This is a genomic window from Lentimicrobium sp. S6, from assembly GCF_013166635.1.
GTDB lineage: Bacteria > Bacteroidota > Bacteroidia > Bacteroidales > UBA12170 > UBA12170.
The window spans coordinates 112,564-134,724 of the sequence record NZ_JABKBZ010000006.1; the positions used below are offsets into that span (position 1 = coordinate 112,564).

25 protein-coding genes are annotated in these 22,161 nt (G+C 34.9%); 4 read left to right on the forward strand and 21 right to left on the reverse strand.

Features of this window, described 5'->3' with window-relative positions; all coding sequences use genetic code 11:
- Positions 1 to 127: 127 nt before the first annotated feature.
- From HNS40_RS04180 to HNS40_RS04190, 3 genes are read right to left on the reverse strand one after another with little or no spacing between them, the layout of a single operon-like run.
- On the reverse strand, positions 128 to 1,438 hold the full coding sequence (locus HNS40_RS04180) for a hypothetical protein (protein ID WP_172277991.1): 1,311 nt from the start codon (positions 1,436 to 1,438) through the stop codon (positions 128 to 130).
- Positions 1,439 to 1,464: 26 nt separating this feature from the next.
- Complete coding sequence (locus HNS40_RS04185) at positions 1,465 to 2,229, reverse strand: GIN domain-containing protein (protein WP_172277993.1); 765 nt, start codon at positions 2,227 to 2,229, stop codon at positions 1,465 to 1,467.
- Complete coding sequence (locus HNS40_RS04190; protein ID WP_172277995.1) at positions 2,229 to 3,404, reverse strand: acyloxyacyl hydrolase; 1,176 nt, start codon at positions 3,402 to 3,404, stop codon at positions 2,229 to 2,231. Before HNS40_RS04190 ends, HNS40_RS04185 begins: the two co-directional genes overlap by 1 nt.
- Before the next feature lie 129 nt (positions 3,405 to 3,533).
- Here HNS40_RS04190 and mazG point away from each other — a divergent pair, with 129 nt between their 5' ends.
- Positions 3,534 to 4,301 (forward strand): nucleoside triphosphate pyrophosphohydrolase, encoded by a 768-nt coding sequence (gene mazG / locus HNS40_RS04195; RefSeq protein ID WP_172277997.1) that lies wholly within the window; start codon positions 3,534 to 3,536, stop codon positions 4,299 to 4,301.
- Between the two features lie 30 nt (positions 4,302 to 4,331).
- Here mazG and HNS40_RS04200 read toward each other — a convergent pair whose 3' ends face one another.
- From HNS40_RS04200 to HNS40_RS04240, 9 genes are all read right to left on the reverse strand, one after another.
- Positions 4,332 to 6,140 (reverse strand): hypothetical protein, encoded by a 1,809-nt coding sequence (locus HNS40_RS04200; protein ID WP_172277999.1) that lies wholly within the window; start codon positions 6,138 to 6,140, stop codon positions 4,332 to 4,334.
- A 111-nt stretch (positions 6,141 to 6,251) separates the two neighbouring features.
- Positions 6,252 to 6,656 (reverse strand): hypothetical protein, encoded by a 405-nt coding sequence (locus HNS40_RS04205; protein WP_172278001.1) that lies wholly within the window; start codon positions 6,654 to 6,656, stop codon positions 6,252 to 6,254.
- A 12-nt stretch (positions 6,657 to 6,668) separates the two neighbouring features.
- A complete protein-coding gene (locus HNS40_RS04210) occupies positions 6,669 to 6,917 on the reverse strand; it encodes a putative signal transducing protein (protein ID WP_172278003.1) in 249 nt (82 codons plus the stop codon).
- 240 nt (positions 6,918 to 7,157) lie between these two features.
- Positions 7,158 to 7,967, reverse strand: a complete 810-nt coding sequence (locus HNS40_RS04215) for a nitroreductase family protein (protein WP_172278005.1) — start codon at positions 7,965 to 7,967, stop codon at positions 7,158 to 7,160.
- 57 nt (positions 7,968 to 8,024) lie between these two features.
- Entirely contained in the window at positions 8,025 to 8,906 is an 882-nt protein-coding gene (locus HNS40_RS04220) for a M90 family metallopeptidase (protein ID WP_172278007.1), read from the reverse strand.
- A 68-nt stretch (positions 8,907 to 8,974) separates the two neighbouring features.
- A complete protein-coding gene (locus tag HNS40_RS04225) occupies positions 8,975 to 9,814 on the reverse strand; it encodes a sialate O-acetylesterase (protein WP_172278009.1) in 840 nt (279 codons plus the stop codon).
- Positions 9,815 to 9,933: 119 nt separating this feature from the next.
- Positions 9,934 to 11,304: a dipeptidase gene (locus HNS40_RS04230; RefSeq protein WP_172278011.1), complete on the reverse strand. Its 1,371-nt coding sequence runs from the start codon at positions 11,302 to 11,304 to the stop codon at positions 9,934 to 9,936.
- 16 nt (positions 11,305 to 11,320) lie between these two features.
- Positions 11,321 to 12,202: an exopolyphosphatase gene (locus tag HNS40_RS04235; protein WP_172278013.1), complete on the reverse strand. Its 882-nt coding sequence runs from the start codon at positions 12,200 to 12,202 to the stop codon at positions 11,321 to 11,323.
- Positions 12,203 to 12,346: 144 nt separating this feature from the next.
- Positions 12,347 to 12,805, reverse strand: a complete 459-nt coding sequence (locus HNS40_RS04240; protein WP_172278015.1) for a type I restriction enzyme HsdR N-terminal domain-containing protein — start codon at positions 12,803 to 12,805, stop codon at positions 12,347 to 12,349.
- A 133-nt stretch (positions 12,806 to 12,938) separates the two neighbouring features.
- On the opposite strand from HNS40_RS04240, the gene HNS40_RS04245 reads away from it, so the two are divergent.
- Both HNS40_RS04245 and holA read left to right on the forward strand, forming a co-directional pair.
- On the forward strand, positions 12,939 to 13,715 hold the full coding sequence (locus HNS40_RS04245) for an AMP nucleosidase (protein ID WP_172278017.1): 777 nt from the start codon (positions 12,939 to 12,941) through the stop codon (positions 13,713 to 13,715).
- A 5-nt stretch (positions 13,716 to 13,720) separates the two neighbouring features.
- Positions 13,721 to 14,734: a DNA polymerase III subunit delta gene (gene holA / locus HNS40_RS04250; protein ID WP_172278019.1), complete on the forward strand. Its 1,014-nt coding sequence runs from the start codon at positions 13,721 to 13,723 to the stop codon at positions 14,732 to 14,734.
- A gap of 58 nt (positions 14,735 to 14,792) precedes the next feature.
- On the opposite strand, the gene HNS40_RS04255 is transcribed toward holA, so the two are convergent.
- The 9 genes from HNS40_RS04255 to meaB form a co-directional block, all read right to left on the reverse strand.
- The gene (locus HNS40_RS04255; protein WP_172278021.1) at positions 14,793 to 15,188 is read right to left on the reverse strand and encodes a response regulator; all 396 of its coding nucleotides are present in this window, start codon (positions 15,186 to 15,188) and stop codon (positions 14,793 to 14,795) included.
- A gap of 75 nt (positions 15,189 to 15,263) precedes the next feature.
- Complete coding sequence (locus tag HNS40_RS04260; protein WP_172278024.1) at positions 15,264 to 16,022, reverse strand: SDR family NAD(P)-dependent oxidoreductase; 759 nt, start codon at positions 16,020 to 16,022, stop codon at positions 15,264 to 15,266.
- A 13-nt stretch (positions 16,023 to 16,035) separates the two neighbouring features.
- Entirely contained in the window at positions 16,036 to 16,740 is a 705-nt protein-coding gene (gene deoD, locus HNS40_RS04265) for a purine-nucleoside phosphorylase (RefSeq protein ID WP_172278026.1), read from the reverse strand.
- Between the two features lie 11 nt (positions 16,741 to 16,751).
- Entirely contained in the window at positions 16,752 to 17,741 is a 990-nt protein-coding gene (locus tag HNS40_RS04270) for a carboxylesterase (protein ID WP_172278028.1), read from the reverse strand.
- 77 nt (positions 17,742 to 17,818) lie between these two features.
- A complete protein-coding gene (locus tag HNS40_RS04275; RefSeq protein ID WP_172278030.1) occupies positions 17,819 to 18,316 on the reverse strand; it encodes a YciI family protein in 498 nt (165 codons plus the stop codon).
- A gap of 173 nt (positions 18,317 to 18,489) precedes the next feature.
- Entirely contained in the window at positions 18,490 to 19,008 is a 519-nt protein-coding gene (locus tag HNS40_RS04280) for a redoxin domain-containing protein (RefSeq protein ID WP_172278032.1), read from the reverse strand.
- Between the two features lie 111 nt (positions 19,009 to 19,119).
- Complete coding sequence (locus tag HNS40_RS04285; RefSeq protein WP_172278034.1) at positions 19,120 to 19,608, reverse strand: hypothetical protein; 489 nt, start codon at positions 19,606 to 19,608, stop codon at positions 19,120 to 19,122.
- Positions 19,605 to 20,174: an exosortase/archaeosortase family protein gene (locus HNS40_RS04290; protein ID WP_172278035.1), complete on the reverse strand. Its 570-nt coding sequence runs from the start codon at positions 20,172 to 20,174 to the stop codon at positions 19,605 to 19,607. The genes HNS40_RS04285 and HNS40_RS04290 overlap by 4 nt, the downstream gene beginning before the upstream one ends.
- A complete protein-coding gene (gene meaB, locus HNS40_RS04295) occupies positions 20,167 to 21,267 on the reverse strand; it encodes a methylmalonyl Co-A mutase-associated GTPase MeaB (protein WP_172278037.1) in 1,101 nt (366 codons plus the stop codon). The genes HNS40_RS04290 and meaB overlap by 8 nt, the downstream gene beginning before the upstream one ends.
- 297 nt (positions 21,268 to 21,564) lie before the next feature.
- Here meaB and HNS40_RS04300 point away from each other — a divergent pair, with 297 nt between their 5' ends.
- Positions 21,565 to 22,020 (forward strand): transposase, encoded by a 456-nt coding sequence (locus HNS40_RS04300; protein ID WP_172278039.1) that lies wholly within the window; start codon positions 21,565 to 21,567, stop codon positions 22,018 to 22,020.
- Positions 22,021 to 22,161 lie beyond the last annotated feature (141 nt).

The following is a 22,161-nucleotide window of genomic DNA, read 5'->3' on the forward strand; positions in this document are numbered from 1 at the left end:
ATTGCACTATACAAAAGTACTGTAAAATCGATCTTATTATTAGCAAATGATATATATGCAGGGTATTTATGAGTTAATTAACAAGCGATGATGAAGATATAAAAAACCTTATGCACTTTGGGGAGTACTATTTAAGCTTTAGAGGATCAATAATAGAGTTCCAATACCATTCCTTATCCATATCTACAAAATGAATATGACCAATACGATAAAGATAGGTCTGTTTCTGATTAAATAATATTAAAAAGAACAAACTCGCCATAAATAAGTTGCGCCACTTTTTAATGGTAATATGTTCCAAAGCAAAAGCCAAGAGGATGGCAAAGACAAAAAGATACTCCACATAGACTCTTGATGAGAAACTTCCACCATACCACCAACTCCACCAACTGGCTAGCACGTATGTCAAAACTAGAAAAAATGCGAGTAAACTAAAAAAATGAAACTTATTCTTTAGAAATAAATAATAGCTTCCAAAGCAAGCCAAAAGGCATATCGGAGTATAAAGAAATAGTCCTTTTTTATAACTGAATAAAATATCTATCATATGAGAATCAAGAAAATCAAAATGGTCAGTTCCATATGAATAAATAATAAAGTGGCCAGTTTGTAGATAATATATTATGCCTTGAATAAACAACACTCCAAAAACACTCAAAAGAGCTCCAATAGTTGCAAGATATTTTTTTGTGAATAGTTCTTGAAGTCTTTGTTTAAAAACAGGGAAAGAGCCAGAAACAAATGGTAAAGCCAATATAACCAAACCATTTACAGGCCGAATCAGAACTATCATCCCGAACATAAGAGCAGCTATAATGAGATATTTGCTCTTAGCTTCAATAAAACATTTCTTGCTCCATAATACAAAAGCATTTACAGCAGCAAAGGAATACACATGCGACATACAAGGCTCGAAAGCGGCGTAATAAAACAGATGTGTTCCTAATCCAATAGAGAGCAGAACAATATTGATATTTGATTTTTTAATCTGATACAAAAGGAGGATCTTCCATAATAAATACAAACCAAGCACCATATAAAACAATCCTGCGATATTGACAAATACATAATAAATCTTTGAATATCCATCGCTATCATATCCCATGGGTTCACTTAGAGCATGAGCCATCAAAAAAAAGGGCAGTTCGGCTATGGCAGTACCTACATAATATTTATTTACTATACTACCTTGGTATTCATTTCTATAATCGAAGACCAATTGCGGAATAAAATACTTCTCGTTTTCAATTTTATCGTAGAATCCAAAAGATAAATCCTGATAGATGAATATAGCAGGTAAATATGCATAATATCCCTTTCCATCGTCGCGAATAATAGAATGCCATCTTTCGCCTCCCCACTTTACATTAGCGGCAGAAAAGACCAGAATAATACTGATGATGAATAATAGAAATGAAGTGCTATGTTTTTTGACCAAACCCATATGTAAAAATAGAAAATTCTTTAATCCATCTTGATTAAAATGCCACTACCAGTTTTATCAACCAATTCTTCAGCATCTCCCCAATAATAAATATTCCCAAGACTAGAAATAGTAGCTTCAATACGTAGATTTGCTTGAACATAACAGTTATTAGAACCATGATTGGCAATATAGGTAAAAGTAGATCTTAGATTCTGTGCATAGATAGGTCCAAAACTAGAGCCAGTAACATAACTTAAATGTGTATTACCTTTATAATACACATCTGCAGTTCCTATATGAAAATAGATGAAGTTCCTATACATTTCAACATCCATTTCCACTTTTCCTGCACCTTCCCAAATATTTAAAGTTAAAGAATCTTGAACAATAGTATTGGTACAACTAATATCTCCACTTCCTCGATATTCTATTTCATTAATGGTTTCAAAATTGGCATAAACAGTAATCTCTCTATCGAAATTCCTCATCCAATTGCAAGAGTTTCTGTTTTCAATTTTCAACACCCTATCATCTATATCTGTCCTAACTTTCTTTAGCACATTTTTCCCGCCGTGTACAGAGATAGAATAGTCGTTTCCTTGGGTAAGAACCAAATTCACATTATCACTTAAAACAATTTTATCAAAAGTGGTAGCTGGACGCTCCTGAGTAATATCTGAACCTGTACTTTTAAAACAATCAGTGGGGTCTCCTTTCTTACAAGAATTCAACCCTAACAATAATATAAAAAAGGTAAAAATATTAATCCATTTCAGAAATCTTAATGCGTTTCTCTTTTCCATTATCTCTTCCCCCAATCGTATTGTAAACGGTAACCTAGACCATAAGAAACAAATGCAGCACGAGCCCCATGAGCTCTTAAATTAACAGTTACAAAAGTATTTTTATAGGCCAAAACTTTTAATGTCATAGATTCATAAATATCACCCTCCGATTTTTCTCTTCCGCCCCAATAAAATCCAACACCTACTCCAATAATCAATCTTGACATTCTAAATTCATAAGTTGGTGCAATTCCAGGTCGCATAATGGTGATGAAACTAGGATTAATTATCCCTACTTGTTCTTGCTTGGCTTCATGACTACCGTCATAACTAAAATCAAATGAAAAACCTAAAGCACTAATGTCATTAAAATATTTTAGAGTACTCACTGAAGCCATATAAACATCAAAACGCTCTCCAAAAACATCCCCCATATTTTTTGTGGCATACCCTGCTAAAACATTAAATATAAATATTTTATTAGGCTTATAACTCCAAGGAGGTATGCTAGGTTTTCTTTGTGCAATCTTACTATTTGGCTCACTCAATCGCTGACTTACACCTGCAGAAAGCATTGGAAGATTCAAACCATAATTTGGTGTAGCGGTACTTCCATTACTAAAGTGAATCAAACTAAAACCAGCTGTTAATGCAGTTGACTTACTCAATTGCTTCCTATATTCTAACATTAAATTAATAGCCACATTTACATGAGAACCAATGGCAATATTCTTATAATTTGTTAGCGGATCGAATTTTTTGGTTAGATAGCCTAAACCTACTCCCAATCGAAATCCGAAATAATCATTTTTATGCCTGATAATAGGAAAGGAAACAAAAGGACAAACCGCAACAACCTGGCCTACTGCAGGATGGTCAGATAAGGTACTATAAAACAAGCTCACTCCTATAATAGGATAATTATGAATCTTTTCCCATTCCTTCTTTCCATAGGTATCTTTTACCAAACTGATTTCAAAACCTGGAATATGAGAATTAAAAGGTTCTAATTCGGTGTGATGATTGATAAGAAATCCATAATAGAAACGGGGCTCAATCTGAAGATTGCTATTATACTTTTTGTGTTTGAAGGATTTCACTTTAAATTTAGAATAGGCGGATTGACTTCGCACTGGCACTATAACGACCAACAACAATATAAATAAAATCCAACTATTTTTAAGAATCCCCATGATGTATTTTCAGTTTGCAAAGAAAAGAAAATTAGATGTCTCCTCCTCTTTTTTCTGTAAAATAAGACAACGTAATAAAAAGCACTCTATTGTAACGAATTAAAAAACTACTTTTGCAAAAAAACTATAATGCAGGAGAAATTAAAAGCCTTCGAAAGACTATTAACCATCATGGATGAGCTTAGAGCGGGTTGTCCTTGGGACCAAAAACAAACTTTAGAAAGCCTCCGATATCTAACCATTGAAGAAGTATATGAATTATCAGATGCCATTTTGGATAAAGACATGACCGAAATAAAAAAAGAATTAGGCGATTTAATGCTGCATATGGTTTTTTATGCCAAAATAGGAAGCGAGACTCATTCTTTTGATATGGCCGATGTTTTAAATGGAATTAGTGAGAAGTTAATATTTCGCCATCCTCATATTTATGGCGATGTGAAAGCTAATGATGCCGAAACTGTAAAACAGAACTGGGAAAAACTAAAATTAAAAGAAGGTCGTGAATCGGTTCTTGATGGCGTACCTCAGTCTTTACCGGCAGTAGTTAAAGCCTACCGCATTCAAGAGAAAGTAAAAGGAGTTGGCTTCGATTGGGAAAAACCAGAGCAGGTTTGGGAGAAAGTAGAGGAGGAATTACAAGAATTTAAAGCAGAAGCAGAAAAAGAAAACGAGAAGGACAAGATGGAAGCTGAATTTGGCGATTTGATGTTTTCATTAATAAACTACGCTCGGTTCTTGGATATCAATCCTGAAGATGCATTAGAACGTACAAATAAAAAATTCATCAAGCGGTTTAAATACCTAGAAAGTGAAAGCAAGAAAGATGGAAAAGACATTTCAGATATGAGTCTTACCGAAATGGATGTGTATTGGAATAAAGCTAAAACATTATAGCCCTTTGCTTTTTGCCCTAAGCCCTAAGCCTCAAATCCCAGTTATTCCCATCTGTTTCATCAAGAAAGTGGCATTCAGGTTTTGCGAAATCCCATCTCTTAATTTATAATCAAAATGCAATTTCCCATCTACTAAGTCTACTTCGAAGCATTTGTTTTGAACGGAATCCGGGAAACTATCAATTAAAGTTCCTAGCTGAAGATCGTGAGTAGCAATCAAACCAACTGCTTTTAAGCCAATCAACTGAGCCACTAGAGCCTTACTCCCCATTTCCTTGTCTTTGCTATTGGTGCCTTTTAATATCTCATCAAGGATGATAAATAATGGCATTCCTGATTTAAGCTCCTCTATAATCCCTTGCAAGCGAAGTAATTCTGCATAGAAATAGGATTCATTACGAGCTAAACTATCTTTGGTTCTGATGCTGGTAAACATTTGAATCGGAGTGATTCTCAGCCTTTTCGCACATACTGCTGAACCAGCCATAGAGAGTATTAATTGTGCGCCTACCGTTCTTAAATAGGTACTCTTTCCTGCCATATTTGCTCCGGTAACTATATTAAACTGACCTAAACCCGGAAAACTAATATCATTGGCAACTCCAGTATCTTTTGGAAGTAATGGATGCGCTGCTTCTTCAGCTTCAAAAACAAAACCCTCCTCAATAATTTCTGGGAAAATAGATTCTGGATGATTATAGTTAAATGTTCCTAGAGATACTAAAGTTTCCATTTCTGCCAAAACAGCAAACCATTTCCCTACTGAAGTTCCATATTTTTGTCGCCAATTTTCCAATCGGATACTCTGCAATACATCCCAAACAGAAAAAAAGTTGAGGATGAACCAGCCAAACAAATTCAAACGGGTATCGAAAGCTTGTGATAATTTCGACAATTTCTTAATAGCTATTGAAGCGCTTTCATTTTCAAGTTTTAAATTTTCTTGAAGTTCTTTTAATGTGTCAGAGTCAAATAATTGTTTTTCAAAAGATTCAAAAACTGACTTCCATTGTTGTAAAGCAGAGGATTGCTTTCCCAGCTCTATATGATTGGCATTGATTCGCTTGGCGAAATAACCAGAAAACCCAAGAGGAACCACCATATACAACATGAATGTATTGAATCCCAATTGCCCATTTATCAAAAGGTATAACATAAAAAAGCTGAGAAGGGATATAAATGGAACAACTATTTTAAAAGCCCAATGACTAAATATTCCTTTTCGTACCGCCCATTCACTTAAACTTGAAATCGGGCTGGCTTTCTTTTTTTGGCTTGCGGTGGTTTGAGCTCCTAAAACTCGGAATTCTTGCATCCACTCGTGCCTCTTTGCCAATTCGCCTATAGCGACTTGTTGTGCTAATATTTTTGGTTTTTCAATAAAACCCTCCCCTAATCTGTTGGCTAAATCAGTTTTCCCTTGAGGACTATAAGTTCTGTTTAAATACTGAAACAAAGAGAAAGGGCCAAATACATCTAAATCGTAACTGAAATAATGTTTCTCGTCTATATATTCTTCACCATCCTCAAAATTTGAATAATCATTATTTAATGCCTTAAGTTCATAGTCATTGATATCTCTATATAATTCATAGGCTTTCTTTAGCTTCAGAATCCGATTATGCCAAGTCACTAAAATGACAAAGGTGGCCAATCCAATAATAATAGTAGCAAAAACAATAGCCAGATCAAAAGAAGTAGAAATAAAAATAGCTAAAACCCAAAGCAAGAACCAGAGGACTCGAAATAAAGAAAGCCTTCTGTTTTTCTGGGTATATTCTTCTGCTAGTGCAGTATATTTGCGGAGTTGATTCTCGTAAAAATTGGTAATTTCTGACATGTTCTTGATTTAACAGCAAAATTAATTTTAATCTAAAATAATAGAGATTAAAAAAGCTTAAATCATGAAATTGTTTGTGAGAAAAAAGTTAAAACTGAAATACCTTTTCAATTAAGCATAAATCATAGCTAAAATAAAAGGAATGGTGATCATGATAGAAATAATCAATGGCTGCCAAAACTTCTTCTTTGGGTAAATACTTTCATCCATAAAGTTCCTTTTTTGGAATACATGCACAAGTATGAACCCTCCAACCATGTTCAATATCAAAACATAAGAAGCTTTTGGTTCCTTTGGTATATTCACTAAAAAAATGGTGAGGATGGTATATAAAATAGAAGCTCCTAAAATAGAATATGCCAGCCTCTTTTTACCAATACTAATTAAATTTTGCAGAAGTAAAACAGCACCGAAAATAGTTGCAAAGAGTACGGAAAACATCCAAATTACTTTTTCAGAGTAAATTTTAATTGGTGCTTCAGTTACTGGGACTTCTTGATGAATTGCTGAATTCATGTTTGATAAATATTAAAATAATGAAACAACATCAACATATGGACTGTTTTGAATAATTTCTTTGGCCTTCACGTATTCATCCGTATTTACGATAATGGTAATTCCTTCGTAGGTACTGCCAACATATGCAGTCATAACGGAGGAGGCTGGATTATCAGATCGGAGTAATGAATATATTTCAGATTCCTCTAAAAGACTTTTAATATCTTCAGCCATTATACGGTCATCTGTTTTGAGAAGCGCTTGAGTGTCGTTTGCCATAATTTTGTTTTGAGAACCAAAGATAAGAAATGATTTTTAAACGTTATAGTGTTTAAACTAAAAATTCAAACTAAATATATCCTTTCAAATAGTAAGCTAAGTGTAGAATTTATTATTTTTCGACAACATTGTCCAATGCATGCTTCATTTTAAAAGAAAATTCTTCATTACATTGGTTCAGAAAGGCTTTGTAACGAATATTCAGGACTTAGAAATCACTAAATATTAATGAGGGTCTATTTATTTCACACTAAACAAATAAGAATAGTTGTTATTTGGTAAAGTAATTTTAGGATTTTGGATGATGATTTCAGTTTTTCCACTGACAATAACATAATGAGCGAGTGCAATTCCCATATCCACCATTTGTATATCATAGCCTAATGAGCTGCCATATTTTGGAGTTCTGGCTATGAAAAAATGAGCTTTTTCATCCTTAGTAATTACAATTCTCCATGGCTGTTTGTTAGATGCACTAGGTGCCAATCTCACATACTCCAATAACTCCTTCCACTTTTCAGATATTATAGGACTTTGAAAATCATTTTGAAAAAAGAGAGAATCGAAATCTAAACGGCTATCGGCTTTAGCCATTTTGCGAATGATTTTCCCAAACAAATGAGCTTGTTCAGCTGCGTATCCTATTGGAGAGATAATGGGAATAAAATCACCCTCCTCTAATTCTTCTTCAACTTGTAATTTTTTTCTTTGAAAAGTACCTCCTAACCAACAAGTGCTGATCTTATTTTGCTGTAGAAAGAGAATTAAATTTTCTACTACAAAACCCAAATCCAATAGATTCTCTTGATTTCTCTTACATATAGTCACTAAAAAAGAAGGTGCTTTCTTCACAAATCCATATGTTGCTATCTTTTCATCTTTTAAATCTAAATCTTTGAATATGATTTTGATGACATTTCCGAAAGGTCCAATTAAATTTTTGGGCTGAGATAAATAAGACAGAAGCAATTCCTTATCTTTAATGGTAAGAGATTCTCCAGTATATTTTCTTATCGACTTTCGACTGATGATGGCTTCTTTGATTTCCATATTGAAATGAGGATATGTTTATAAATTCAAAATTAAGCAATAATTATTGATCTGTACTTAATAATGATTTCTACCACAGCACTTTTTAAATTTCTTGCCACTATTACAAGGGCAAGGACTGTTTCTACCAATACTCAATTTCTCCTTTTCCAAGGCTCTCGCACTCATATCTTGATTAAAAACCTCCTCTAATAGTTGATATAATTCAGGGTGTTTTCGTTTTAATAGCTGGGGTCGTTCAAAGAAATATTCGCTAATCACTGAAAAGAATTCACTTCTATTGGTGGCTCCATAGGGGTTAATATCTGATTTATTGGCATATATCTCATCTATCTTTTTATTGATTAAATCAATCCAAGGGATAACATATTGCTTATCGAGCAATAATTCCGGAACACCATCTATAACTCCATCTGTTTTATCTATCAGATGAACAAACTCATGGACCGCAGTATTTTTCTTATCACTTGCATTACTAAACCCATGATGCAATGCTTTTTTAGAGAGAATCATTTTGCCCTCCATATATCCACTTCCTACCATCCCCAAAATACTCCTTCCTTCTCTTTGGGTTTCAAATTTTTCATTAAAAGAGGATGGATATACCAGCACCTCATATAGACGGGTATATTTCCATTCAGGGAATTGAAAAATTGGAATAATGGCACTGGCCGCAATCAATATCTCATCTTTTTGATCAACATTAGTTTCAATACCAGTGATTCTCACATTCAATAAAAACTCTTGAATCTTAAACTCAAAAAGCTTCTCTTCTTCGCTATTTAATGAATTATAAAAGGCTACATTTTCCATTAAAATCACCTTCCAAGGAGTTGGAAAAGGTTTTTGAGGAATCTTCCATTCTGATTTTTTGCTATTTCTGAGTCTAAAGAAAATTATCAATGCGATTAGTAGAATAATAAGGACAATGAATTCCATAAATGATTTTTGTACGTTTTAAGTGAGTAAATATAGCACTATTCTTTTGACTGGATTATACACTCCCACTATTTAACTAGTGATAACATTTCCTGAGCATATCGTTTACCTAGTTCTCTCACACCCTCCGAATTAAAATGAACACTATCCTCACGAACTAAGCATCCTCTGGAGGAAATTACATGTGCTGTAGGAATTAAATCAGGCAGTTGATTGATGATAGGATTCATGCTAGCACAAATCCCACCCTGTTCTTCATGTACCACTTCTCCTGCCAATAATGGGACTTCTTTGGCATTCAATGATAAATCAGACAATATATTTTCATAAATAGTTTTTACATAATTCGGCCATTGCTCATCTCCAGTATTGGTTTCTCCTTGATGAAGAATAATCCCCTTTATCACTCCATCTTTCTGCGCTTTTTTAGCCAAAGAAATCAAACATTGATATGGATTCCCTTCATACCCATTTACCTTATCAATAAACCAATCTTCAGGATATGTTCGGGTATAATTTTGATATAAATCCTTATCAAACAAACGTATATCACATCCTCCTATGGCTACGTTTATAATGCCAATAGAAATATCTTGAGGAAGCTCTTCAACCATGGTTCTACCAAAATAATCAGCAGGAGAAAGCCCCGAATAACATTGAGACAGAGGAGGATTAGCCGTATACCATTTCCCTTTTCCTCTTTCTAAGTTTGGACAATCCATTGATGCCATCATTTTGAACCGAGGGTCGACGACCCTATCCTGCTCCTCTATAGCTGCTGACCCTTCCATATTAGATTGACCAAAGCATAAATAGATATGAAAGTTTTGATTTTGTGAGAACATAGTGGTGCTGATTAGTAAAAATAAGGAAAGAATTAGGTTTCCAGCTATTGGCTTGGTTTTCATAGTCGTTTTAGTTGTGATATTTGATAGTCCTACAAAAATAAAATAAATTCTTTAGGGGATGGCATAAAAAAAACACTCCCCAGTTATTGAAGAGTGCTGTATCTTTAAAATGACAATTCTTATTTTGTCATTTCAGCATAGTGCTTATAGAATCCGATAATAGACTCAATGCCATTATAGAATTGCTCCAAAGCATAGTTTTCGTTTGGTGAGTGAATGGCATCTGATTCTAAACCAAAGCCCATCAATACAGATTTAATTCCTAAAATCTTTTCGAAATCAGAAATAATAGGAATAGATCCTCCTGAGCGAACTGGTACAGGACGCTGACCAAATACATCAATTAGTGCTTTCTCAGCAGCTTGATAAGCTACAAAGTCGATTGGACAAACATAACCATAACCACCATGTAGGTAATTCACCTTTACCTTCACACTCTTAGGAGCGATGCTTTCGAAATACGCTCCAAATAATTTAGAGATTTTCTGATGATCTTGGTTAGGAACCAAACGAGTTGAAATTTTGGCATGGGCCTTAGAAGGAAGTACTGTTTTAGCACCTTCTCCTGTATATCCACCCCAGATTCCACAAACATCAAAGCTTGGGCGAATTCCTGTTCTTTCTAAAGTAGTAAAACCATCTTCACCGGCTAACTCGTCAACATCCAATGCTTTCTTGTATTCTTCAGCATTAAATGGCGCTCTTCCTAATAATTCACGTTCTTCAGCAGAAACCTCTTCTACATCATCATAGAAACCTGGAACAGTTACTTTACCATTTTCATCTTGTAAATGAGTAATCATTTTAGCCAATACATTGATTGGATTAGCCACAGCACCACCAAATAATCCTGAGTGTAGATCTTGATTTGGTCCAGTAACCTCCACTTCCCAATATGCTAAGCCACGCAAACCAGTTGTAATAGTTGGGGTTTGTGGATTAATCATGCTGGTATCAGAAACCAAAATCACGTCGGCTTTCAACATGTCTTTATGCGCTTCACACCATTTTGGTAAATTTGGAGAACCTATTTCTTCTTCTCCTTCAATCATGAATTTTACATTCACTTTTAAAAGATCATTTTTTAGAACATATTCAAACGCTTTGGCATGCATGAATCCTTGTCCTTTATCATCATTAGCTCCACGAGCCCAGATTCGACCATCTCTTACTTCTGGCTCAAAAGGAGGAGAATCCCATAATTCTAGAGGATCAACTGGCATGACATCCATATGACCATAAACCATAACTGTAGGCAATGCAGGATCTACAATCTTTTCTCCATAAGTTACAGGATTACCATCTGTCTCAAAGATTCCTGCTTTATCAACACCAGCTTCTAAAAGCAGTTTTTTCCAATATTCAGCTGCTCTATACATTTCTGGCTTGTTTTCTGCTATGGAACTGATAGATGGAATTCTAATTAATCCAAATAGTTCTTCAAGAAACCTTTCCTTATTCTCTTGAATATAATTTTTAACTTCTGACATTTTATATACTTTTTATTTACAATCGTTTATACTCTTTATATTGTTTCAGAATCAATCCATCAGCCAATCCTTTGCGAGGTACAAAAATAGAAGTGGCTTTAACTGTATTCATCACAAATCGATAGATATATGCCGCAGGTACAATCACATCGGCTCTATCAGGACGAAAGCCATAATGAGAGATTCTGTCTTCAATGCTCATATTTTTGAGCTGCTGATAACCAAATTCTAAATTCCCAATATTCAACTCTTGTCTGTCGTTATTTCCATACAACTTACAAAGCCGGTTAATATTGCCACCAGTTCCTACGATATGAAAATCATGGAATTTTGAATCGTACTCCTCCAACCACATTTTCATATCACTCCAAACTTTGTTCTTCACCTTGTTGTTGAGCATTCTCAATGTTCCAACCTTAAAAGATTTTTGTTTCAACAGCTTACCTTCTCTTTCAATACTCAACTCTACACTTCCGCCTCCAACATCCATAAACAAAGCATAATGCTTAGGTGTTGGAAAAATGATTCGGTTTGTATTTCTTAAAATTTCTGCTTCTTGTCTTCCTTCAATAATTTGGATTTTCAGACCTGTTTCTTTTTTAATCTTTGATAAAATCTCTTCACTATTTTTAGATTCTCTCATGGCCGCTGTGGCGCAAGCAATATATCCGATAGGCTGGTATACATCTATCAATAACTTAAAAGCTTTCATTGTTTTAATAAAAGATTTAGCCTTTTCTTTACTAATAATACCATCATTATAAACATCCTCTCCTAATCGTGTTGGAATGCGGATAAGAGAAGCTTTATCTAATTTCACTATTCCATCTTTATCGTAAGCATTGGCAAACAATAATCGGGCAGCATTGGAACCTATATCTATAGCAGCAAAAAGCATTTATCTCAATTTAAACTTCAAAAATAAGTAGAATATTCCGAAGGAAAAAACGGAATAAAATGTTTGCAAATTTCTAACATTAGTGAACTTTATCGCATTGATATCCGTCATAGAAAACTAAGAGCACTCATTGGTAAACAGAATTTAAACAATCTCGTCATAAGAAGGAATATCCTGGAGAAAATAATACTTCTGATTTTGAAAATCGAGTTGGCAACAGAAATGCTCTAAGCCATTAGTAACAATAAGGTAGTCCACCTTCATACTTAGATTATACCGTGCAATTTGATCAAAAACCTTTTGATCTATTTTTACTGATGGGGCCTTGCATTCTACCAATAACAATGGATGACCAAAGTGATTAAAAGCAACCACATCGGCACGTCGTTTTAAGGAATTTACTTTCAAACTATATTCTAGAGCCAATAATCCAGCTGGATATTTCTTTTCTTCCATCATATAATGAACAAAAAGTTGTCTAACCTCTTCCTCAGGAGTCAGTATCAACCACTTTTTTCTAAGTACGTCAAACACTTCCACTTTTCCTTCGTTCTGACGAAGTCTTAGTTTTTTAGATGGAAGGTTAAAGCGATTTAAACTCATGACTATAATTTTGGTAAAAGTAGAAAATATAGCGTTTCTAAATTGAAAAAATTGAATCTAATGTTAATAATATATGCTAAAAAGAGGAGTCTAGAATAGCTAGAATTACCTATATTTGTGCGAAATTTCATCTATGAAAACCAAAAAACAAATTGTCAGTAACTGGTTGGTAAGATATACCGGAATACAGCTGAAAGACTTTGGTAAGTATATCCTGCTCACTAATTTTCAAAATTATGTAGATTTATTTGCTGAAAGACACGGAGTTGAGCCTACAAGTAGAGATTTAGCCATGCCCTCGGCCACCGCTGAGGACATCACCATCATTAACTTTAGTATGGGAAGTCCAAATGCAGCTACCATTATGGATTTAATTAGTGCAGTGGAACCTAAAGCTTGTTTGTTTTTAGGTAAATGTGGGGGCCTAAAGAAGAAAAATAAATTAGGGGATTTCATTTTACCTATTGCCGCTATTAGAGGAGACGGTACTAGTAATGATTATATGCCTCCTGAAGTTCCTGCCTTACCAGCATTTAGCTTACAAAGAGCTATTTCGAGTATCATTAGAAGTCGAGGTTTCGACTACTGGACAGGCACAGTATATACCACCAATAGAAGAGTCTGGGAGCATGACAACGAGTTTAAAGATTATTTGAGAGAAACTAGGGCCATGGCCATTGAAATGGAAACTGCAACCATCTTCACTGTTGGATTCCATAATGAAATACCAACGGGAGCTCTTTTACTCATCTCCGATCAACCCATGATTGCTGATGGGGTTAAAACCTCGAAAAGTGACAAATTAATAACAGAAAACTTCGCAGAGAAACATTTAGAAATAGGTATCGCAGCTTTGATGGAAATCAAACATAATAGAACAGCAGTGAAACACCTTAGATTCGATATTTAAAAGATATGCCAGAACTCCAATACGACGACATCCTCAGAGATCTACAAAACAAGATTTACTATCCTGTGTATTTATTATCAGGAGAGGAGGCCTTTTTTATAGATTCCATCACGAGCTTTATTGAAGAGAATGTGTTGGATGCCATGGAGCGGGAGTTCAATCAAACAGTGGTTTATGGACTAGATACCAATGTGAGCTCTTTGATTAATTTGGTAAGAAGCTATCCCATGTCAGCGAATCATCAAGTAGTGATAGTGAAAGAAGCTCAAAACTTAAAAGGATTAAACGAGCTGGAAGCTTACTTTAAAAACCCTTCAGACTCAACAATTTTAGTTTTAGCATATAAACATAAGGATTTCGACAAGAGAACCACAGTGTACAAAGCCATTAAGAAACAAGGAGTCACTTACCATTCCAAAAAGCTTTGGGAGAACAAAATCCCAAGCTGGATTCAAAGTTATATTGAAAAAAATTCATTTAAAATTAAACCGGCTGAAAGTGCTTTACTGGCAGAATACCTTGGTAATGATTTGAGCAAAATAACCAATGAACTCAAAAAACTGACCATAAGCCTTAAAAAAGGTGATTTGATTACTCCTGATGTGATTGAAGAAAACACCGGAATCAGTAAAGAGTATAATGTATTTGCATTGCAGAATGCTATTGCAGAAAAGGATATTCTCCAATGTAATAAAATAGTACAGTATTTCATAGGTGATGAGAAAAACCATTCCATTCATGGAGTTATTCCTGTACTTCATAGTTTCTTTTATAAGTCGCTTGTTTTATTCCAACTTCCCAACAAAAGTGACTCAAAAGGTGTCGCTTCAAGGTTAGGTATTCACCCAGGATTAGTTTTTCGCTATCAGCAATGTGCTAGGAACTACCAACCCATGAAACTTTTTGCCATCATTGGTTATTTAAAAGATGCCGATTTAAAGGCAAAGGGTGTGGGAGCCACTGGAAATCTAAGCAGTGGTGAAATATTGCGTGAGTTGATATTTAAGATTTTACATTAAAATTTAAGACATAAAAAAAACGCTTCAAGAAGCGTTTTTTTTACTTTATATCTATCCTCTATTTTTTAATAAACTTCTCCATCTTCTGAAACAAAATCTTTCCTAAAATGGGTTTTGTGATATATTCATCGCAACCCGCATCAAAAACCTTCTGGTAGTCTGAATTTAAAGCATAAGCCGTTTGTGCTATAATTGGCAGGTCGGGTTTGAATTCTTTAATTTTCCGAGTGGCTTCATAGCCATCAATAAATGGCATTCGAATATCCATCAGTACTATATCTATATTATCATCCTTCTGACAAAACTCAATAGCCTCCTTGCCATCCTTTGCCCAAAGCACATTAATTTTTGTCTTACGCAAAAACGTTTTTAAAAATAAAAAATTATCGTCAACATCCTCAGCTATTAAAACTGTTTTATCTGACCAATCATAGGTTTCTCTTTGGTTTTCCATTTTGCTCATCTTAATGATTCCTTTTCAAAAGTAAGAACTTTATCAGACATTTCAAAGGAAATAATATTGAATATTTTATTTTTTGTGATACATATAGGCATTAGCTTGTGCTGATGGCATCACTAGCACATCATTTATATTCACATGAGGGGGTAAACTCGCAGTATAATAAACAACATTAGCTATATCCTCTGCCGCTAAGGGTTGATAGCCACTATAAACTTTGCTAGCGGTTTCAGCATCAGTTTTCAACCTCACCATGCTAAATTCCGTTTCTACAGCCCCTGGAGCTACTTGAGTAACCTTTATACCATAGGGTAACAAATCGATCCTCATGCCTTCAGTTAGAGCATTCACTGCTGATTTGGTGGCACAATATACATTCCCATTGGGGTAAGCCATTTTTCCAGCTATGGAGCCAATGTTAATGATATGGCCTTTTCCTCTGGCTTTAAACAATGGAATAATTTCTTTACTTAAATAGAGCAATCCTTTAATATTGGTATCAATCATTTGCTCCCAATCGGAAAGTACTCCTTTATCAATTGGATTAATACCCGCTGCTAATCCTGCATTATTTACTAACACATCAATTTCTCTAAAATCATTTGGAATACTGGCAATTGCTTTTTCCACTTGTTTTTGGTCACGAATGTCAAAATTAAGAGTTAATACAGAAATATGATACTCTTTTTCAAGCTTAGATTTGATGGCGTCCAGTCTTTCTATCCTTCTTCCCGTAAGAATTAGGTTATAACAGTTTTTAGCGAATTCTATAGCGCAAGCTTCTCCGATTCCGGCGGTAGCTCCACTAATTAATGCAGTTTTATTCATGGCGATTTATTATTTATGCGATTTCTAATGCAATTTCCATCATTTCTGTGAAAGTCAATTGTCGTTCTTCAGCTGAACATTTTTCTCCTGTCACCAAGCTATCACTCACCGTTAGCAAGGTTAAGGCTTTTCTGCCATACTTTGCTGCTAAAGTATAAAGGGCAGCAGATTCCATTTCTACCACCATTACTCCAAAATCTCTCCATTTTTGATAGGGATCTACTCCATAATCGTCATTATAAAAAGTATCTGAAGCCAAAATATTACCCACTTTCACATCTATACCTTTACTTTTAGCATAATTATAAGCTTGGTTGAGTAAACCAAAATCAGCTATTGGTGCAAAATGCATTCCCCCAAAACGATGGGTATTCATACCATTATCGGTTGAAGAAGCTTGGCCTAAAACCACATCTTTAAGTTTGATATCTGGGTGAATGGCACCACAAGTACCAATACGCATTAACTTCTGAACACCATATTCCTGCATCAGCTCGTTAAGATAAATGGAAATAGAAGGTAAACCCATTCCGGTTCCCTGAACAGAAACTCGTTTACCTTTATAATAACCTGTATAACCTAACATTCCTCTCACTTCATTATAAAGAACGGCATCCTCTAAAAAATTCTCAGCAATAAACTTTGCCCTCAAAGGATCGCCCGGTAATAAAATAGATTCAGCAATATCGCCAGGTTTGGCGTTTATATGTATACTCATATTCTTATTTTTTAATTTGGGTTGATCTGTAATATCTCTTCTGCAAATTTAAAAGTTTCACGCTTCACCGAGGCAATATCTTTTGATTTTATATCACTTGCCAAAGGATGTACTCCTACTTCTGTAAAAGCATACTTTATTTTCTGATTTTCAGGGGTCCCCAAATGCTCATACATATCGAGCATAGCACTCACTTTTACAGTACCATCTTGATGTTCTGCATCTTTAAAATAATATCCCAAAAATATGGGCTGTGTTACCTTTTCAAAAGTTCGAATAGTCATTGTATTTTCAACCAAACTTTGAAGATAGGCCACTGCTTCCACTCTATAAGTCGACTGCCAATATTTACTAACAAGAGGAGGATCATCAGGATATTCAATCATTTCACCTTGAGCCAGTTTCCCAATTTGTAATCCCCAGGGGAAAGTGAGCATTTTAGTCATGTCCTCCGCCATTTCAATATTCGGTGAATAGAGAATAACTCCCGCAATATCTGGATTATCAGCTGCCAAAATTAGAGACAAGGTCCCTCCAGTTGAGGTACTCATTAATATCACCTTATCACCCAGTTGACGAGCTACTTTGAGTGCATCTTTTGAAGATTCAATAAGCTTATCTGGTGTCATATCCAATAAATTATGAGGAGTTTCTAGTCCATGCTCATGCAGACGAGGGAAATAAGCATTCATATGATATCGCTGAGCAAAATCTTCATTTAAGGGATAACCTTCATGGGGACTAGCCGAAAAACCATGGATATATAAAAGAACAAATTCTGTTTTTTCAGGAATAGAATCTGCAAAAATGATTCGACTTTCATTATCAGGTTTTATAAAATCAGTATTTTTTTCAGAATTAGATATCTGTTCATTTAATAATCCAAGATCAACTTCCTCAAACTCTTCAGGAACTTTGCCATCTACACTTGGTTGTTCAACTTTGGGTCCCATAAAAAACAACAAAGCTAAAGCCACAATTACAATTAATGCTTTTTTCATAATTAGCTAATTAGATTGATTGCTAAATTAGGACTTTTATAGAAATATGCCAAGTTTAACCCATTGACTATTTGAAACTAGTCAGTAAAAGATTTCTTTGTCAAGGAATTGTGCACATCATTAACACCCATTAATGCAGCAGAACCATACCATTCCATCAATTCCATTTGTAATACTCCAGCCTCAATGGCAGGGTCGGTATTGGTGAGTTCTTTGGCTTCCTCTATACTTTCCACATTAAAAATATAGATTCCTCTTAAATCTTGATCACCAAAAAACGGTCCAGCTAAAACTAATCTTCCTTGTTCCGCCATTAAATCTATATTTTGCATATGCGCCATCTGTAAAGCATTGGAACTATCTTTAGAAAGACTTTGGTTTGTTCCTCTTTTTAAAAATGCCATCACATATTTTTTCATTCCATAATCATCGGCCCCATATTCTATGGCTTTAATAGAATCAAAAGTCAAATCTACTTTGTCCAATGTATTCGTATTAATCTCCACATTAGGCTGACATGCAGCAAATAAGGTAGTGATGGATAATATTAGCAAAGTCTTGATTGTTTTTTTCATAAAAAGGATTTTGATTTGAGTGGGCAATTTACAAAATACACATAAATTAAAAAGCCCACAGTAGTGCCTTTTGGTTAAAATCCAATAGAAATCCCATATTACTCGACTAATACTATTGAATCCAATTGACTTTTACCAATAATCAATCAAATAATTCAGCTATAATCTGGGAATCACTTATTTGACGGGATTTTTTTTAGGCATTCTGTGAGTTTATCACCAATCAAATCATCACTATTGGCACAGTAACCAGCATATTTACATATCAATTCCTTATTGTGATCGTAAATAATGGTGTAGGGAAATGCATTAATTCCCATATCACGCCTTAAATCACCATTTTTATCTACATACACATCTATTTGCAGATCATGACCATAAACAAAAGGCTTTATTCGAGCCATATCACCATTGCAATCTAGACAGATTCCAATCACTTTGATGCCTTTATCAGAAAAGGCTTGCTCTTTCTTTTCACAAATAGAAACCAGCTGTTGACAACATTTTTGTTCATAGGTTTTAAAGAATACCACAACCATGGGCATGCTATCATTATTGAGACTACTCGCATTAACCATGCGGCCTTCTAAGGAATAAATATTGACTGAGGGAAGCTGGGCAGATAAAACTGGGGCCCATAGCAAAATCTGCAGAAGCAAGATCTGCTTGATTATTGTGTGAAACGTTTTCATTTTGAGAGGTGTTAATTTTTAAGCACATCAAATATAAGCATTTATCAATAAAAAATCAAGTGCCGGATTTACAAGAACATTTGGGACGCCTAGTAAGGTGACTCTGTTACCCTACTCTTTTCCAAACCTAAATACCCCATACAAGTAATTATCCCAAATAATAAATATCAAAGCGATAATGATAAAACTCTGACGCATGGCACTATTGGCTTGTTGAAAGAAGGTTCCAAAATCGTATAAAGCCAATGTGGCCATGGTTAAAATTTGAAGCAAATAGAAGATTCCAATATGTTTAAGGGCTGTAATAAGCATTTTCTTGGAAGTATTCAAAGCCACCAACATGATATACCAACTCAACATCACAATGATGGATAAACCAAACAACTCTAACTCCATACAATATCCATCTTGCCCCACAGCCACGCAAAAGTCAGGATGGGCCTGATCGAGCTTTAAGACAGGAGTCACATTAGAAAAAGGGGATAAGATGAAAGAAGCACCAAACTTTAATATTTGAGCATAAATCTTCTCCAACCCTAATAACCAAAGCGCATACAGTCCTATGGTACTACTTATTAATATGGATATCTTCTTGATCATGATTCTATACTTCTATCGTTACGCCAAATATAAAGAATGAAGACCACCAATCCAAAAACGATGGTCCAAACATAATCATGTATTTGGTGAAACAAATGAGGCCAAGCTTTTCCAACATAGCCCATGATGATGAATCGGGCTGCATTTAAAAAGAAAATACTGACCACAAAGATGATAAGATTCAGAAACTTATCTTTAAGTGACCATTTTCCGAAAACCACTAACGCTATGGCAAAGAGATAAAAATTATAGGCCGTACATTCAAAAATCACTTTCATGGTATAACCTGCCACTGTTATTAAAGGACTACCGGAAGTTTCAATGGGAATAAACAAAACGCTGCCTAAAGCTACAGTAGAATCAACCACAAAATCAACTAAAAAACTCATTATAAAATCGTAAACAAAAGGAATATAGACTATTCCCATTAAAGCACCCCACAAAGCAAAGGAATACAAAAGGGGTTTTAATCGCTCAAAGGCTTCGCTTCTTTTTTGCTTTTCAGCCTTCTCTTGAGCTTTTATTTTCTTCTCTTCTTTTTTTAGTTCAATCTTATCTTTAGCCAAAATCTATGTTTTTAAAATAGGTTTCCAATAATTTATCTGCTCCTTTATAGGCAGAAATTTCATCACTTAAAATACGTTCTTCTATAGATTTAAAGAGCTTTTTCACTTCTTCATTATTATAGAAATTTTGTTTTAAGTTATTCTCAATACTAGCCTGCAAGATATAATTTTTTTGCTCTTTACGCTTATAATCAAAATATCCATTTATTCTGGTCTCATTAATATAGCTATCCATGATGGTCCAAACATCGCTAATACCATCGCCGGTATATGCGGAACAAGTCTGAGTTTTAGGTATCCAACCCGATTCTGTAGGTGGGAAAAGATGAAGGGCATTGGCGTATTGACGACGAGCGAGTTCGGCTCTATTTTTATTATCACCATCTGCCTTATTGATGAGGATGGCATCGGCCATTTCCATGATTCCTCTTTTAATCCCTTGTAACTCATCGCCAGCGCCTGACAACATCAGCAATAGAAAAAAGTCGACCATACCATGAACGGCTGTCTCACTTTGACCCACTCCCACTGTTTCCACCAAAATAATTTCATATCCAGCGGCTTCACATAAAATAATACTCTCGCGTGTTTTTTGAGCGACTCCTCCAAGCGAACCTGCTGATGGGGATGGCCTAATAAAAGCATTAATATCATTGGTGAGCTTTTCCATTCTGGTTTTATCACCCAAAATAGAACCTTTAGTTCTTTGACTACTGGGGTCGATGGCCAAAACGGCTAACTTTTTATCCAGATCCTGTGTAACATGCATACCGAAAGCCTCAATAAATGTAGACTTTCCAACGCCTGGAACTCCGGTAATTCCTATTCGGAAAGACTTCCCAGAGTAAGGCAAACATAATTCTATAATCTCCTGAGCCAATTTACGATGCGCTGGCAAATTACTTTCTATCAAGGTAATAGCACGGCTTAAAATACTTCTATCACCTTTCCTGATTCCTTCTAAAAACCAAGAGGCAGGCTGCTCAGTAAGTTTCTTTCTTTTTCCTCTGGCAAAACGAGGATTTACTGTTGCTGGTTTCTCAATACCAGCTTGCACATGGAGTGCTGATTTATTGTGTACTTGTGAATCCATAATTTAATCTAAATGTATTAGAGTATGTTATCAATATCCTCTAATGTTCACCCAAAAATAGGGCTCTGCAAAGATACGATTATGGAGGATTTGTGGTGTTATTTTTTGATGAATTTAATTGATAAAAATTCCGAGTGCTTTAATCCAATCAACATCCTACATAGCATCAGTTATATCTGGCAAGCCCCTTTTGAAAAGAACATAACATCGTTTAAGGTAAAAACATAACACAAACCCATGAAATATCGACTTAAAAAAATCTTCTTAACTTTATCACCTCGCTAAAAACACAATAAAATGTCGCAATCACTCTCTTGTATTTTTGTTCATATGGTATTCCATGTAAAAAACAACTTCATAAAAATCACACCTGAAGAAGATGAAGAGCTATATGCGTATATGGGTTCGATAATAAAAGACAACATATCAATCCCAATCATCATAAATGGGGTTCCAGACCATGTGCATATCCTTTGCATCTTATCGAAAAACATGGCATTAGCAAAACTATTTGAAGAAGTAAAGATACACAGCAGTAGATGGATAAAAACCAAACATGAACACTATAAAAACTTCAAATGGCAAGGTGGGCATGGTGCTTTTTCCGTAAGTCCATCAGCAATTAATAACACCAAAAACTATATCTTAAACCAAAAAGAACATCATAAAAAGGTTGATTTTAAAACAGAGTATCTTGAGCTACTTGACGAGTATGAAATAGGTTATGACGAACAATTTCTATGGGAAGATTAAGCCGCCCTTACAGGCATTAGCGTTAACTTAAGCAAAAAGCTCTTTCAATTTGTTGCTCAAAATTTAATCGATTTTTCCTTTTCTCATAAGTACAATACCTTGATAATTTAGCTAATGAGTCGCCTGGGATATTTGGGCTGT